The 15,480-nt window shown below is 53.4% G+C and carries 12 protein-coding genes; 10 read left to right on the forward strand and 2 right to left on the reverse strand.

The features are described from left to right. The first annotated feature begins 12 nt into the window (after positions 1–12). The gene (locus tag ACMVME_RS06780; RefSeq protein WP_014171004.1) at positions 13–1,845 is read left to right on the forward strand and encodes an SLC13 family permease; all 1,833 of its coding nucleotides are present in this window, start codon (positions 13–15) and stop codon (positions 1,843–1,845) included. 40 nt (positions 1,846–1,885) lie between these two features. On the opposite strand, the gene yfbR is transcribed toward ACMVME_RS06780, so the two are convergent. Together yfbR and alaA are read right to left on the reverse strand one after the other, a co-directional pair. Next, a complete protein-coding gene (yfbR, locus tag ACMVME_RS06785; RefSeq protein ID WP_414743404.1) occupies positions 1,886–2,485 on the reverse strand; it encodes a 5'-deoxynucleotidase in 600 nt (199 codons plus the stop codon). A 93-nt stretch (positions 2,486–2,578) separates the two neighbouring features. Next, positions 2,579–3,793, reverse strand: a complete 1,215-nt coding sequence (gene alaA, locus ACMVME_RS06790) for an alanine transaminase AlaA (RefSeq protein ID WP_014171002.1) — start codon at positions 3,791–3,793, stop codon at positions 2,579–2,581. Positions 3,794–4,734: 941 nt separating this feature from the next. Here alaA and lrhA point away from each other — a divergent pair. The 9 genes from lrhA (at position 4,735) to nuoI (ending at position 15,473) form a co-directional block, all read left to right on the forward strand. Further along, positions 4,735–5,673: a transcriptional regulator LrhA gene (gene lrhA / locus ACMVME_RS06795; RefSeq protein WP_025203584.1), complete on the forward strand. Its 939-nt coding sequence runs from the start codon at positions 4,735–4,737 to the stop codon at positions 5,671–5,673. Between the two features lie 630 nt (positions 5,674–6,303). Beyond that, positions 6,304–6,744 carry an NADH-quinone oxidoreductase subunit NuoA gene (gene nuoA, locus ACMVME_RS06800; protein WP_014171000.1) on the forward strand — a complete coding sequence of 147 codons (441 nt, stop codon included), beginning with the start codon at positions 6,304–6,306 and terminating at the stop codon, positions 6,742–6,744. Between the two features lie 15 nt (positions 6,745–6,759). Next, positions 6,760–7,434 carry an NADH-quinone oxidoreductase subunit NuoB gene (gene nuoB / locus ACMVME_RS06805; protein ID WP_003861482.1) on the forward strand — a complete coding sequence of 225 codons (675 nt, stop codon included), beginning with the start codon at positions 6,760–6,762 and terminating at the stop codon, positions 7,432–7,434. Positions 7,435–7,523: 89 nt separating this feature from the next. Beyond that, positions 7,524–9,326 carry an NADH-quinone oxidoreductase subunit C/D gene (nuoC, locus tag ACMVME_RS06810; RefSeq protein WP_251858776.1) on the forward strand — a complete coding sequence of 601 codons (1,803 nt, stop codon included), beginning with the start codon at positions 7,524–7,526 and terminating at the stop codon, positions 9,324–9,326. Positions 9,327–9,328: 2 nt separating this feature from the next. After that, entirely contained in the window at positions 9,329–9,829 is a 501-nt protein-coding gene (nuoE, locus tag ACMVME_RS06815) for an NADH-quinone oxidoreductase subunit NuoE (RefSeq protein WP_014170998.1), read from the forward strand. Continuing rightward, positions 9,826–11,163, forward strand: a complete 1,338-nt coding sequence (gene nuoF / locus ACMVME_RS06820; RefSeq protein ID WP_014170996.1) for an NADH-quinone oxidoreductase subunit NuoF — start codon at positions 9,826–9,828, stop codon at positions 11,161–11,163. The genes nuoE and nuoF overlap by 4 nt, the downstream gene beginning before the upstream one ends. 53 nt (positions 11,164–11,216) lie before the next feature. Next, on the forward strand, positions 11,217–13,943 hold the full coding sequence (gene nuoG / locus ACMVME_RS06825) for an NADH-quinone oxidoreductase subunit NuoG (RefSeq protein ID WP_032678612.1): 2,727 nt from the start codon (positions 11,217–11,219) through the stop codon (positions 13,941–13,943). Then, positions 13,940–14,917 carry an NADH-quinone oxidoreductase subunit NuoH gene (nuoH, locus tag ACMVME_RS06830; RefSeq protein ID WP_014170994.1) on the forward strand — a complete coding sequence of 326 codons (978 nt, stop codon included), beginning with the start codon at positions 13,940–13,942 and terminating at the stop codon, positions 14,915–14,917. The genes nuoG and nuoH overlap by 4 nt, the downstream gene beginning before the upstream one ends. Positions 14,918–14,930: 13 nt before the next feature. Beyond that, a complete protein-coding gene (gene nuoI, locus ACMVME_RS06835) occupies positions 14,931–15,473 on the forward strand; it encodes an NADH-quinone oxidoreductase subunit NuoI (protein WP_003861491.1) in 543 nt (180 codons plus the stop codon). The last annotated feature ends 7 nt before the right edge of the window (positions 15,474–15,480 follow it).

Consider the following 15,480-nt stretch of genomic DNA (forward strand, 5'->3'; position numbering starts at 1 on the left):
CAAGGATATGTTGTGAACGGTGAACTGATTTGGGTCCTGAGCCTGCTTTTAATCGCCATCCTTCTCTTTGCCTCAGGCAAGGTGCGCATGGATGCCATCGCCTTGTTTGTCATCGTTGCCTTTGTGCTGAGCGGTACGCTCACGCTGCCGGAGGCTTTCTCCGGATTTAGTGATCCCAACGTTATCCTGATTGCCGCCCTGTTTATTATTGGCGACGGGCTGGTGCGCACTGGCGTGGCGACCATTATGGGGTCGTGGCTGGTCAAGGTGGCCGGCAACAGCGAAACCAAAATGTTGATCTACCTGATGCTGACGGTTGCCGGGCTGGGGGCGTTTATGAGCTCCACGGGTGTCGTCGCCATCTTTATCCCGGTGGTGCTGAGCGTCTCCATGCGGATGCAAACCTCGCCGTCGCGCCTGATGATGCCTCTGAGCTTTGCCGGTCTTATTAGCGGGATGATGACGCTGGTGGCGACCCCGCCGAACCTGGTCGTCAACAGTGAGCTTATCCGCGAAGGGTTTGAAGGCTTTAGCTTTTTCAGCGTGACCCCACTTGGACTGGTGATTCTGGTGCTGGGCGTGGTCTACATGCTGTTAACCCGTTTTGCCCTGAAGGGGGAAAAACAGGATAAAAGCAAAGACGGCTGGAAACGACGGACCTTCCGCGATCTGATCAAAGAGTACCGTCTGACCGGGCGGGCGCGCCGTCTGGCTATCCGCCCCGGCTCGCCCCTCATTGGCCAGCGTCTTGACGACCTGAAGCTGCGTGAGCGCTATGGCGCGAACGTGATCGGCGTAGAGCGCTGGCGTCGTTTTCGGCGGGTGATTGTTAACGTCAACGGGGTGTCGGAATTCCGTGCACGCGACGTTTTGCTGATTGATATGTCCACCGCCGATGTCGATTTGCGCGAGTTTTGCAGTGAACAGTTGCTGGAACCCATGGTGCTACGTGGGGAGTATTTCTCAGACCAGGCGCTGGATGTCGGCATGGCCGAAGTGTCGCTGATCCCGGAATCAGAATTACTGGGTAAAACCGTGCGCGAAATCGGCTTCAGGACCCGCTATGGGCTAAACGTGGTGGGCTTAAAGCGTGATGGCGTGGCGATGGAAGGGGCGGTAGTGGATGAGCCTATCCTGCTCGGTGATATCTTCCTGGTCGTCGGCAACTGGAAACTGATCGGTCAGCTTGGGCAGAAAGGCCGCGACTTTGTTGTACTCAATATGCCGGTTGAAGAGAGCGATGCTTCTCCGGCGCACAGCCAGGCACCGCATGCGATTTTTTGCCTGGTGTTGATGGTCGCACTGATGCTGACTGACGAAATTCCAAACCCCATTGCGGCCATTATCGCCTGTCTTCTGATGGGTAAATTCCGCTGTATTGATGCCGAAAGCGCCTACAAAGCCATTCACTGGCCGAGCATCATTCTGATTGTCGGGATGATGCCCTTTGCCCTGGCGTTACAAAAAACCGGTGGGGTGGATTTGATCGTCAAGGGACTCATGGACGCAGGCGGTGGATACGGGCCTTACATGATGCTGGTCTGCCTGTTTATCATGTGCGCCACGATAGGCCTGTTTATCTCCAATACGGCCACGGCCGTCCTGATGGCACCCATTGCACTGGCGATGGCGAAATCAATGGGGGTTTCGCCGTACCCGTTTGCCATGATCGTCGCTATGGCGGCATCTGCAGCGTTTATGACTCCGGTCTCGTCACCGGTCAATACGCTGGTGCTTGGCCCGGGAAATTACAAATTCAGTGATTTTGTGAAGATAGGCGTGCCCTTCACCGTGCTGGTGATGGTGGTGTGCGTGATACTGATTCCCGTACTGTTCCCGTTTTAAACCCTGATGCCGGGTAGCGATGTCGCGACCCGGCATACCGTCAGAGAGGGGAGTCCTGACTGATCTCGTCCAGCGACAAATGGAAGCTCGGCACAAACACCTGCATGAAATAATCCATCTCTTCGCTGCGGCGTGATTCCAGCGTTTTTTCCAGACGCGTTTTCGCCAGCAGAAATTCGTTATTCCCCGCGGACAGCTCTTCCAGACATTTCAGGTAAGCGCATAGCGCATCCGCCTGCTTAACCAGCAATTTTTCCTCTTCCGTGTACTGATGCTCATTAATCAGCGGCTCAAAAATATCGCGCAGCTCGTCCGGCACCATGTCGATCAGTTTCTGCTGAGCAATCTTCTCAATGGCCTTATATTCCTGGGCTATCTGCGAGTTGAAATATTTCACGGGTGTCGGTAAATCCCCGGTCAGCACTTCCGAGGCATCGTGATACATCGCCAGCAGGGCAATACGTTCAGCGTTAACCTGCCCGTTGAATTTACGGTTTTTAATGGCAGCCAGAGCGTGAGCGACCATCGCAACCTGCAGACTGTGCTCCGACACATTCTCGGTGCGGACATTGCGCATCAGCGGCCAGCGGTTGATCAGTTTTAGGCGGGAGAGGTGGGCAAAGAAATGACTCTGACTCATAGGTTACCTTTTGTCTTCACTGCGACAGACTTCATTGTGCGGGGAGGGGAGGCAAGATGCAAATCAGGCTACCGGAGTAGCCTGATTTTAAGATTACTGGTGGTAACCTGAGAGGAAACGTCCAAAGCGGCTGATGGCCATCTCGAGGTCATCTTCACGCGGCAGGGTAACGATACGCACGTGATCCGGCCACGGCCAGTTAAAGGCGGTACCCTGAACCAGCAGCACTTTTTCCTGCAGCAGGAAATCGAGCACCATCTTCTGGTCGTCATGAATATTAAAGCGTTTCGCGTCGATTTTCGGGAACATGTAGAGCGCGCCGTTCGGCTTCACGCAGGAGACGCCTGGAATATCGTTGATAAGCTCCCACGCACGGTTACGCTGCTCATATAAACGCCCGCCTGGCACGATAAACTCGCTGATGCTCTGATAGCCGCCGAGTGCGGTCTGGATAGCATGCTGCGCCGGCACGTTGGCACATAAACGCATAGAGGCGAGCATTTCCAGCCCTTCAATATAGCCTTTCGCATGTTTTTTCGGGCCGTTTAAGACCATCCAGCCCTGACGGAAACCGGCCACACGGTAGGTTTTAGACAGGCCGTTAAAAGTCACGGTCAGCAGGTCCGGAGCCAGTGCGGCGATAGAGTGGTGCTGCGCCGCGTCATACAGGATCTTGTCGTAAATTTCGTCGGCAAAGATGATCAGGTTGTGCTGGCGGGCGATCTCCACGATCTCCATCAGCAGCTCTTTTGAGTAGACCGCGCCCGTTGGGTTGTTCGGGTTAATAATAACGATGCCGCGCGTGCGTGGGGTAATTTTCGCACGAATATCATCGAGATCCGGGAACCAGTCAGAGGACTCGTCGCAAAGATAGTGCACGGCTTTACCGCTGGACAGGGATACGGCCGCCGTCCACAGCGGATAATCCGGCGCGGGAACCAGCATTTCGTCACCGCTGTTCAGCAGCGCCTGCATGGCCTGCACGATCAGCTCAGAGACACCGTTGCCGATATAGATATCTTCAACGGTAACATCACGCATATCGCGCGCCTGGTAGTGCTGCATGATGGCTTTTCGTGCGGAGTAAAGTCCTTTTGAATCGCAATAGCCTTGCGCAGTAGGCAGGTTGCGGATCACATCAACCAGAATTTCATCCGGCGCTTCAAAACCAAATGGCGCAGGGTTACCAATGTTGAGTTTTAGAACCTTATTGCCTTCTTCTTCAAGGCGTTTAGCCTCTTTCAGAACCGGGCCACGGATGTCGTAACAGACGTTATCTAGCTTGCTGGATTTTTCGATAGGGGACATGAACCTTTAACCTTTTCGCGATTGTTGCCACTCCCTGCCGTGGAAGTCAGCACGGAATAATGTACTCCCCCCTCGCTTCGTTTTGAAGGGCGGGCAGGAGAAGATTTTGTGGAGTGGATGAAAATGGAGTGAATCTTTTTCGCTATCAGCGAACAATTTAACTGACGTAAAGTAAGGTTAATGGTGTGATAATGGGTTTATTGTGCTGTTAAAGTATATAAAAGTTGTATATTGTGCTGATAAAAATAAATAATATCCGCAACCTGCGTGGCAGTTACGCTGAGTGACCTTTCGTAAAACCTGAATGCTTCGTTACGTGGCGTTGTAATAGTGTGCATTGGCTAAAAGTTACTCATGTGAAATTAATGTTAAGTGTTATTAATGAATGGCCTTAATCTAAATTAAAATTTATTTATTATTAACCGACAAAATGCAACTTTAGTTAATTTTAATAAAATTAGTTGAGAAGCTTAACAACCCTCATAAATCCGCAATATTGCAATAAGACTTATAAATAAAGTGGATTTGGGTTAAGATGTCTTTCAGGAAAGCTGGGCACAGATACATATGTTTTGTATTTGTGGAACAGGTTTTCTGAATTAATTGATTGTTATTGTTAGAGTTATCTCTGGCCGGAATGGGTTAAACATCTCCTGCTACGTTGACAGCACTGCGAGAAAGATGGCAGAAAGGGTGTATCACCCTTAATGGAATTTACATAAACCTGCAAACATCTAAATATCCTGAACGTTTAAGAGAATAAAAATAACGTCATGAAACGTGCTTTCTGACTGTTGATATTAAAACAGCACAATAACTATCTGTCAGGCAGTCTGCCGGGCCGGGATGCGAGGGAAAACCTTCAGAGGGAATTGCTTAACTGTTACACACACAGCTTCAACCCGGGCAGCTCCGCACGAGCAACCTGAAAGTGAAAAGATATGATAAATGCAAATCGTCCGATAATGAATCTCGACCTCGATCTGCTGAGAACGTTTGTTGCGGTCGCCGATCTCAACACTTTTGCAGCTGCTGCTGCCGCCGTTTGCCGAACCCAGTCCGCCGTTAGCCAGCAAATGCAACGGCTGGAACAACTGGTTGGTAAAGAGCTCTTTGCCCGTCACGGGCGTAATAAGCTCTTAACGGAACACGGTATTCAGCTTCTGGGTTATGCCAGGAAAATACTTCGCTTTAATGACGAAGCATGTATGTCATTAATGTATAGCAACCTGCAAGGGGTGCTAACGTTAGGTGCGTCTGATGAGTCAGCAGACACAATATTGCCATTTCTTCTCAATCGAATTAGTTCGGTTTATCCGAAGCTTGCGCTGGACGTTAGCGTAAAACGAAATGCTTTTATGATTGAGATGCTAAATGAGAATAAGGTCGATCTGGTGGTGACCACGCACCGTCCAGGGCAATTTAATTGCCTGACGTTGCGCACGTCTCCGACGCATTGGTATTGCGCAGCTGAATATGTGCTGCAAAAAGGTGAGCCAATTCCATTGGTATTACTGGATGATCCGAGTCCGTTCCGCGATATGGTGTTGGCGGCGCTCAATGAGGCCAATATTCCATGGCGTCTGGCTTATGTGGCTTCCACATTGCCAGCGGTACGTGCTGCCGTGAAAGCGGGGCTTGGGGTAACGGCCCGTCCGGTCGAAATGATGAGCCCGGATCTGCGCGTACTGGGTAAATCAGATGGTCTTCCTGCTTTGCCTGATACGGAGTATCTGCTCTGCCACAATACGTCCAGCAATAACGAACTGGCGAAAGTCGTGTTCGAGGCGATGGAAAACTACCATAATCCATGGCAGTTCGAACATGTTACCTCCGAAGGGGGGGATGATTCCCTGATCGTTGAAGGGGACTTTGAGTGATCGACAGCTCAAAATTCTGGTAACAATTTGTAAATGTAAAAAAAAGCCACTCACGCGATTTTCGCCTGCAGTGGCTTTTTTTTGGCAGTAATAACCGCGATCACCGCGTGGATTTTCAGGATAGTCGCTATTTATCAGTAAGATAAATGCTTTTGTTCAAATGTTGTGCATTTCCCGTTCAGTCTCCCTCCAGCTCGCCCCGATGTTAATAAAACAGGAAATATGTTGCTGGTTTTTTGGGTGAATTAACAAAAGCGTGTCTCAGATCAAGAAAATACTCCTCTTTGGGGGGAGGAATCGTTGGCAAATCCTGTCAAAATAGGAGGGTTATTTTTTTTACTTCCAAAACGGACACGATTCAACAACATGCATTTGACGTAAACTCAGGTACCCGCCAGGGTTAAAGGGCACCAAATGTTAATGAGAATCGCTCGATGTAATTTAATGTGAAGAAACCTTTGTTAAAGTTGACAAAAGGTTATAGAAAGGAGTAAAAAACCCCATCATTTTGCTGTCTACGTCTCATTTCTGACAGTTAGTGTAAGGTTTTTCGTTCCTCCCCATGAATCGATGTGATGCCCATCTGCCAGCAAGAGCAGTGTCGTAGGTATCACTTTTGATGAGTAAGCAATGAGTATGTCAACATCCACAGAAGTCATCGCTCATCACTGGGCATTCGCAATCTTTCTTATTGTAGCCATTGGCCTGTGCTGCCTGATGTTAGTCGGCGGCTGGTTCCTGGGCGGTCGCGCCCGTGCAAGGCACAAGAACACACCTTTCGAATCAGGTATTGATTCAGTAGGTTCCGCTCGCTTACGCCTGTCTGCCAAGTTCTATCTGGTAGCCATGTTCTTCGTCATCTTTGACGTGGAAGCGCTTTACCTTTTCGCATGGTCAACTTCCATCCGCGAAAGTGGTTGGGTGGGCTTTGTCGAGGCCGCAATTTTCATTTTAGTGTTACTGGCCGGTCTGGTTTATCTGGTGCGTATTGGCGCGCTTGACTGGACGCCTGCGCGTTCACGTCGTGAACACATCAACCCGGAAAACAGTATCTCTAATCGTCAGCAGTAACAGCGAGGCAATAAGATGGATTATACGCTCACCCGCATAGATCCTAACGGTGAGAATGACCGTTACCCCCTGCAAAAACAGGAGATCGTAACCGACCCCCTGGAGCAAGAAGTCAATAAAAGCGTGTACATGGGCAAACTCGAGCATGCCATGCACGATATGGTCAACTGGGGTCGTAAGAACTCCATCTGGCCTTACAACTTTGGCCTTTCTTGCTGCTACGTTGAAATGGTGACGTCATTCACTGCGGTGCATGACGTTGCGCGTTTTGGGGCAGAGGTACTGCGTGCTTCCCCACGTCAGGCTGACCTGATGGTGGTGGCAGGTACATGCTTTACCAAGATGGCACCTGTTATTCAGCGTCTGTATGACCAGATGCTGGAGCCAAAATGGGTTATTTCCATGGGCGCATGTGCAAACTCTGGCGGTATGTACGACATTTATTCCGTCGTACAGGGCGTAGATAAGTTTATTCCAGTGGATGTTTACATCCCGGGTTGTCCGCCGCGTCCGGAAGCTTACATGCAGGCGCTGATGCTGCTGCAGGAGTCTATCGGTAAAGAACGTCGTCCGCTCTCCTGGGTGGTTGGCGATCAGGGTGTTTACCGCGCCAACATGCAGTCTGAGCGCGAGCGTAAACGCGGCGAACGTATTGCAGTAACCAATCTGCGTACGCCTGACGAAATTTAATTTGCGCCTGTGGGCATGGAGTAAACCTTCGCATATCACTACTCAAATAGCGCGAAGCCACGCCCTACAGTCACCACGGACCATTTGCAATGGTGAACAATATGACCGACTTAACCGCGCAAGAAGCCGCCTGGCAAACACGGGATCATCTGGATGACCCTGTCATTGGCGAACTGCGCAACCGTTTTGGGCCGGATGCCTTTACTGTTCAGGCGACCCGCACCGGGGTACCCGTTGTTTGGGTGAAGCGTGAGCAATTACTGGAAGTGGTCGATTTCCTCAAGAAATTGCCAAAACCTTACGTCATGCTGTTTGACTTACACGGCATGGATGAACGTCTGCGTACGCACCGCCAGGGTCTCCCTGCTGCGGATTTTTCCGTTTTCTACCACCTGATCTCAATAGACCGTAATACGGATATCATGCTCAAGGTGGCATTGTCTGAAAACGACATGCATCTGCCGACGATCACTAAACTTTTCCCGAACGCTAACTGGTATGAGCGTGAAACCTGGGAAATGTTCGGGATGACCTTCGACGGCCACCCGCATCTGACGCGCATCATGATGCCGCAGACGTGGACCGGCCACCCGCTGCGTAAAGACTACCCGGCACGTGCGACTGAATTCGACCCGTTTGAGCTGACGAAAGCCAAGCAGGATCTGGAGATGGAAGCGCTGACCTTCAAGCCGGAAGACTGGGGCATGAAACGCGGGACGGAAAACGAGGACTTCATGTTCCTCAACCTCGGTCCAAACCACCCCTCTGCTCACGGTGCTTTCCGTATTATTCTTCAGCTTGATGGCGAAGAGATTATCGACTGCGTACCGGACATCGGTTACCACCACCGTGGTGCTGAGAAGATGGGCGAGCGTCAGTCCTGGCACAGCTACATTCCGTATACCGACCGTATTGAGTACCTCGGCGGTTGCGTAAACGAAATGCCTTACGTGCTGGCCGTTGAGAAACTGGCAGGTATCACCGTACCGGATCGCGTTAACGTCATCCGCGTGATGCTCTCCGAACTGTTCCGTATCAACAGCCACCTGCTGTATATCTCCACGTTCATTCAGGACGTTGGCGCGATGACACCGGTCTTCTTTGCCTTTACCGATCGTCAGAAAATCTACGATCTGGTAGAAGCCATCACCGGTTTCCGTATGCACCCGGCCTGGTTCCGTATCGGCGGTGTGGCACACGATCTGCCGCGCGGCTGGGAGCGTCTGCTACGTGAATTCCTCGACTGGATGCCAAAACGTCTGGCTTCTTACGAGAAAGCCGCATTGCGTAACACCATCCTGAAAGGCCGTTCCCAGGGCGTTGCAGCCTACGGTGCGAAAGAAGCGCTGGAGTGGGGTACGACAGGTGCGGGTCTGCGCGCAACCGGTATTGATTTCGACGTGCGTAAAGCCCGTCCTTACTCTGGCTATGAAAACTTCGACTTCGAAGTCCCGGTTGGCGGCGGTGTTTCCGACTGCTACACCCGCGTGATGCTGAAAGTTGAAGAGTTGCGCCAGAGTCTGCGCATCCTTGAGCAGTGCCTCAACAACATGCCGGAAGGCCCGTTCAAGGCGGATCACCCGCTGACGACGCCGCCGCCGAAAGAGCGCACGCTGCAACATATCGAAACCCTGATCACCCACTTCCTGCAGGTTTCCTGGGGTCCGGTTATGCCGGCGCAAGAATCCTTCCAGATGATTGAAGCGACCAAGGGTATTAACAGTTACTACCTGACCAGTGACGGCAGCACCATGAGCTACCGTACCCGCGTGCGTACACCAAGCTTTGCGCACCTGCAGCAGATCCCGTCCGCCATCCGCGGCAGTCTGGTCTCCGACCTGATTGTGTATCTGGGTAGTATCGATTTTGTTATGTCAGATGTGGACCGCTAATTATGCACGAGAATCAACAACCACAAACCGAGGCTTTTGAGCTGAGTGAAGCAGAACGTGCCGCTATTGAGCACGAGATGCACCACTACGAAGACCCACGTGCGGCGTCCATTGAAGCGCTGAAAATCGTACAGAAACAGCGTGGTTGGGTGCCGGATGGGGCGATCTATGAGATCGCAAAAGTGCTGGGCATTCCGGCAAGTGACGTAGAAGGCGTAGCCACGTTCTACAGCCAGATCTTCCGTCAGCCGGTGGGTCGCCATGTGATCCGCTACTGTGACAGCGTGGTTTGTCACATTACCGGTTATCAGGGCATTCAGGCAGCGATTGAGAAAAAACTCAATATCAAGCCAGGCCAGACCACGTTCGATGGCCGCTTTACGCTGCTGCCAACCTGCTGCCTGGGGAACTGCGACAAGGGGCCGACCATGATGATTGATGAGGATACTCACAGTTATCTGACGCCGGAAGCCATTCCTGACCTGCTGGAGCAGTACAAATGAAAACTGTAATTCGTACTGCTGAAACTCATCCACTGACCTGGCGTCTGCGTGATGACAAACAGCCGGTATGGCTCGACGAATACCAGAGCAAAAACGGCTATGCCGGTGCGCGTAAAGCCCTGGGCGGCATGGCGCCGGACGACATCGTCAGTGCGGTCAAAGACGCTGGCCTGAAAGGGCGCGGCGGCGCAGGCTTTTCCACCGGTCTGAAGTGGAGCCTGATGCCAAAAGACGAATCCATGAACATCCGTTACCTGCTGTGTAACGCTGATGAAATGGAACCGGGCACCTATAAAGACCGCCTGCTGATGGAACAGCTGCCGCACCTGCTGGTGGAAGGCATGCTGATCTCCGCGTTCGCGCTGAAAGCGTACCGGGGTTACATCTTCCTGCGCGGTGAATACATCGAAGCGGCTGAAAACCTGCGTCGCGCGATTGCCGAAGCCACTGAAGCGGGCCTGCTGGGTAAAAACATCCTTGGCACCGGTTTTGACTTCGAGCTGTTCGTGCACACCGGGGCAGGGCGTTATATCTGTGGTGAAGAGACCGCACTGATTAACTCCCTGGAAGGCCGCCGTGCGAACCCACGTTCCAAGCCACCGTTCCCGGCAAGCTCTGGCGTCTGGGGTAAACCGACCTGTGTAAACAACGTCGAAACCCTGTGTAACGTCCCGGCAATCCTCGCCAATGGCGTGGAGTGGTATCAGGGCATCTCGAACAGTAAAGATGCCGGTACCAAGCTGATGGGCTTCTCCGGTCGTGTGAAGAACCCTGGCGTCTGGGAACTGCCGTTTGGCACCACCGCACGTGAAATTCTTGAAGACTACGCTGGCGGCATGCGTGATGGCCTGAAATTCAAAGCCTGGCAGCCAGGCGGTGCAGGGACCGACTTCCTGACCGAGGCCCATCTTGATCTGCCGATGGAATTCGAAAGCATTGGTAAAGCAGGCAGCCGTCTGGGTACGGCGCTGGCGATGGCCGTCGACCACGAGATCGGCATGGTATCGCTGGTGCGTAACCTCGAAGAGTTCTTTGCCCGCGAGTCCTGCGGCTGGTGTACACCGTGCCGTGATGGTCTGCCGTGGAGCGTGAAGATCCTGCGTGCTATCGAACGTGGCGAAGGCCAGCCTGGCGATATCGAGACACTTGAGCAACTGTGTCGATTCCTGGGCCCAGGGAAAACCTTCTGTGCCCACGCACCAGGCGCCGTTGAGCCACTGCAGAGCGCGATTAAATATTTCCGCGACGAATTCGAAGCAGGCATCAAGCAGCCGTTCAGCAATACCCATGCAATCAATGGGATTCAGCCGAACCTGCTGAAAGCGCGCTGGTAAAACAGAATTTTGATTAACGCTCAGTTACGACTGAGCCAACTGGAAGCATGCTAATGGCTACGATTCATGTAGACGGCAAAGAGTATGAGGTCAACGGGGCGGACAACCTGCTGGAAGCTTGTCTGTCGCTCGGCCTTGATATTCCGTATTTTTGCTGGCATCCGGCGCTGGGCAGCGTCGGTGCTTGCCGCCAGTGCGCGGTGAAGCAATATCAAAACGCGGAAGACACGCGTGGTCGCCTGGTGATGTCCTGTATGACGCCAGCCACCGAAGGCACTTTTATTTCGATTGATGACGAAGAAGCCAAACAGTTCCGTGAAAGCGTTGTGGAATGGTTGATGACCAACCACCCGCACGATTGCCCGGTCTGTGAAGAGGGCGGTAACTGCCACCTTCAGGATATGACCGTAATGACCGGTCACAGCTTCCGTCGCTATCGCTTTACCAAACGTACCCACCGCAACCAGGATCTGGGGCCGTTCATCTCTCACGAAATGAACCGCTGCATCGCCTGCTACCGCTGCGTGCGTTACTACAAAGATTACGCAGACGGACAAGATCTGGGCGTGTATGGCGCGCATGACAACGTCTACTTCGGTCGTCCGGAAGACGGTACGCTGGAAAGCGAATTCTCCGGTAACCTGGTCGAGATTTGTCCAACCGGCGTCTTCACCGATAAAACCCACTCCGAGCGTTACAACCGTAAGTGGGACATGCAGTTTGCACCAAGCATCTGCCAGCAGTGTTCGCTGGGCTGTAACACCAGCCCGGGTGAACGCTATGGCGAACTGCGTCGTATTGAAAACCGTTATAACGGTACCGTTAACCATTACTTCCTGTGCGACCGCGGTCGTTTCGGCTACGGCTACGTGAACCTGAAAGACCGTCCACGTCAGCCCGTTCAACGCCGTGGTGATGACTTCATCACCCTGAACGCTGAACAGGCGATGCAGGGCGCGGCAGATATTCTGCGCCAGTCGAAGAAAGTGATCGGTATCGGCTCCCCGCGCGCCAGCATCGAAAGTAACTTCGCGCTGCGTGAGCTGGTTGGGGCGGAAAACTTCTACACCGGTATCGCTCAGGGCGAGCAGGAACGTCTGCAGCTGGTACTGAAAGTGCTGCGTGAAGGCGGTATTCACACCCCAGCGCTGCGTGAAATTGAATCTTATGATGCGGTTCTGGTGCTGGGTGAAGATTTGACGCAGACCGGCGCTCGCGCTGCCCTGGCGGTTCGTCAGGCGGTCAAAGGTAAAGCTCGTGAAATGGCGGCGGCTCAGAAAGTGGCTGACTGGCAGATTGCGGCAATCCTCAACATCGGTCAGCGTGCGAAGCATCCTCTGTTTGTGACAAACGTCGACAACACGCGTCTGGACGATATCGCGGCGTGGACCTACTGCGCGCCGGTTGAAGATCAGGCCCGTCTTGGCTTTGCGATTGCTCATGCGCTGGACAGCAATTCTCCGGCCGTTGAAGGTCTCGATCGCGACCTGCAGAACAAGGTTGATGTGATTGTTCAGGCCCTGGCGGGTGCGAAGAAACCCCTGATTGTTTCCGGGACTAACGCCGGTAGCGCGGAGATCATTCAGGCTGCCGCGAACGTGGCTAAAGCGCTGAAAGGCCGTGGTGCAGACGTTGGCGTGACCATGATTGCCCGTGCGGTGAACAGCATCGGTCTGGGAATGATTGGCGGTGGCTCTCTGGAAGCTGCGTTAAGCGAACTGGAATCCGGTGCCGCTGACGCCGTTGTGGTGCTGGAAAACGACCTGCATCGCCATGCTTCTGCCGCACGCGTTGACGCAGCGCTCTCCAAAGCGCCGCTGGTGATGGTTATTGACCATCAGCGCACCGCGATCATGGACAAAGCGCACCTGGTGCTCTCTGCGGCAAGCTTCGCGGAAAGCGACGGTACGGTTATCAACAACGAAGGCCGCGCACAGCGTTTCTTCCAGGTGTATGACCCGGCGTACTACGACAGCAACACCATAATGCTGGAAAGCTGGCGCTGGCTGCACTCTCTGCACAGCACCGTTCAGAGCCGTGAAGTGGACTGGACGCAGCTCGACCATGTTATCGACGCGGTCGTGGAAAAACTGCCTCAGCTGGCTGGCATCAAAGATGCGGCTCCTGACGCAAGCTTCCGTATTCGTGGCCAGAAACTGGCGCGTGAACCGCACCGTTACAGCGGTCGTACCGCGATGCGTGCCAACATCAGCGTTCACGAACCTCGTCAGCCGCAGGATAAAGACACGATGTTTGCCTTCTCAATGGAAGGGAACAACCAGCCGTCTGCACCGCGCTCTCAGGTTCCGTTCGCATGGGCACCAGGCTGGAACTCCCCGCAGGCATGGAACAAATTCCAGGCTGAAGTGGGCGGCTCTCTGCGCCACGGTGACCCGGGCGTGCGTCTGATTGAAGCTTCCGACACCGGTCTGGACTTCTTCACCACCGTGCCGGCGAGCTTCCATGCGCAGGAAGGGAACTGGCGTATTGCGCCGTACTACCATCTGTTCGGTAGTGACGAATTGTCCCAGCGTTCTCCGGTATTCCAGAGCCGCATGCCGCAGCCGTACATCAAGCTTAACCCGGCAGATGCCGCGAAGCTTGGCGTTAACGCGGGTGCGAACATCGCCTTTAGCTATGATGGCCAGACAATCAGCTTGCCGCTGATTATCTCTGAAAGGCTGACAGCAGGGCAGGTGGGTTTGCCGATGGGTATGCCTGGCATCGCGCCGGTACTGGCGGGTGCGCGTCTTGATAATCTGCAGGAGGCAAAAGCATGAGTTGGTTAACGCCGGATCTTATCGACATCCTGCTGAGCATTCTGAAAGCGATAGTTATCCTGCTGGTGGTCGTCACCTGTGGCGCGTTCATGAGCTTTGGTGAACGTCGTCTGCTCGGTCTGTTCCAGAACCGTTACGGACCGAACCGCGTGGGCTGGGGTGGTTCACTCCAGCTGGTAGCGGACATGATCAAGATGTTCTTTAAAGAGGACTGGATCCCGCGCTTCTCGGACCGCGTGATCTTTACTCTGGCACCGATGATCGCCTTTACCTCGCTGCTGCTGGCGTTCGCGATTGTTCCTGTCAGCCCGACCTGGGTGGTGGCTGACCTGAACATTGGCATTCTGTTCTTCCTGATGATGGCAGGCCTCGCCGTGTATGCGGTGCTGTTCGCGGGCTGGTCCAGTAACAACAAATACTCCCTGCTGGGTGCGATGCGTGCTTCTGCGCAGACGCTGAGCTACGAAGTATTCCTGGGGCTTTCCCTGATGGGTGTGGTGGCGCAAGCCGGTTCATTCAACATGACCGACATCGTCAACAACCAGGCTGACATCTGGAACGTTATCCCGCAGTTCTTTGGTTTTATTACCTTTGCTATCGCGGGCGTGGCGGTGTGTCACCGTCACCCGTTTGACCAGCCAGAAGCCGAACAGGAACTGGCCGACGGTTACCACATCGAATATTCCGGTATGAAATTCGGTCTGTTCTTCGTGGGCGAGTACATCGGTATTGTCACCATTTCCGCGTTGATGGTAACGCTGTTCTTTGGTGGCTGGCATGGCCCGTTCTTACCGCCGTTCATCTGGTTCGCGCTGAAAACCGCGTTCTTCATGATGATGTTCATTTTGATTCGCGCAGCGTTACCGCGTCCGCGTTATGACCAGGTAATGTCCTTCGGCTGGAAAGTGTGCCTGCCGCTGACGCTCATCAACTTGCTGGTAACGGCGGCTGTCATTCTCTGGCAGCAGCCATAAGGGGCTATAGACCATGACCTTAAAAGAATTATTGGTAGGTTTCGGCACTCAGGTACGCAGTATTTGGATGATCGGCCTGCACGCGTTTGCCAAACGCGAAACCCGGATGTACCCGGAAGAGCCGGTATATCTGCCGCCGCGCTACCGTGGCCGTATCGTGCTGACGCGCGATCCGGACGGTTCAGAGCGCTGCGTTGCCTGTAACCTGTGTGCGGTAGCGTGTCCGGTGGGCTGTATCTCTCTGCAGAAAGCAGAGACGGTAGATGGCCGCTGGTATCCTGAGTTCTTCCGCATCAACTTCTCACGCTGCATTTTCTGCGGTCTGTGTGAAGAAGCGTGCCCAACCACGGCGATTCAGCTGACCCCGGACTTCGAACTGGGTGAGTATAAGCGTCAGGACCTGGTGTACGAGAAAGAGGATCTGCTGATTTCCGGTCCGGGCAAATACCCGGAATATAACTTCTACCGGATGGCGGGTATGGCAATCGACGGCAAAGATAAGGGCGAAGCAGAGAACGAAGCTAAGCCTATCGACGTCAAGAGCCTGTTACCGTAAGGAGAGG

The organism is Enterobacter cloacae complex sp. 2024EL-00711 (assembly GCF_047529885.1).
GTDB classification, from domain to species: Bacteria; Pseudomonadota; Gammaproteobacteria; order Enterobacterales; family Enterobacteriaceae; genus Enterobacter; species Enterobacter ludwigii.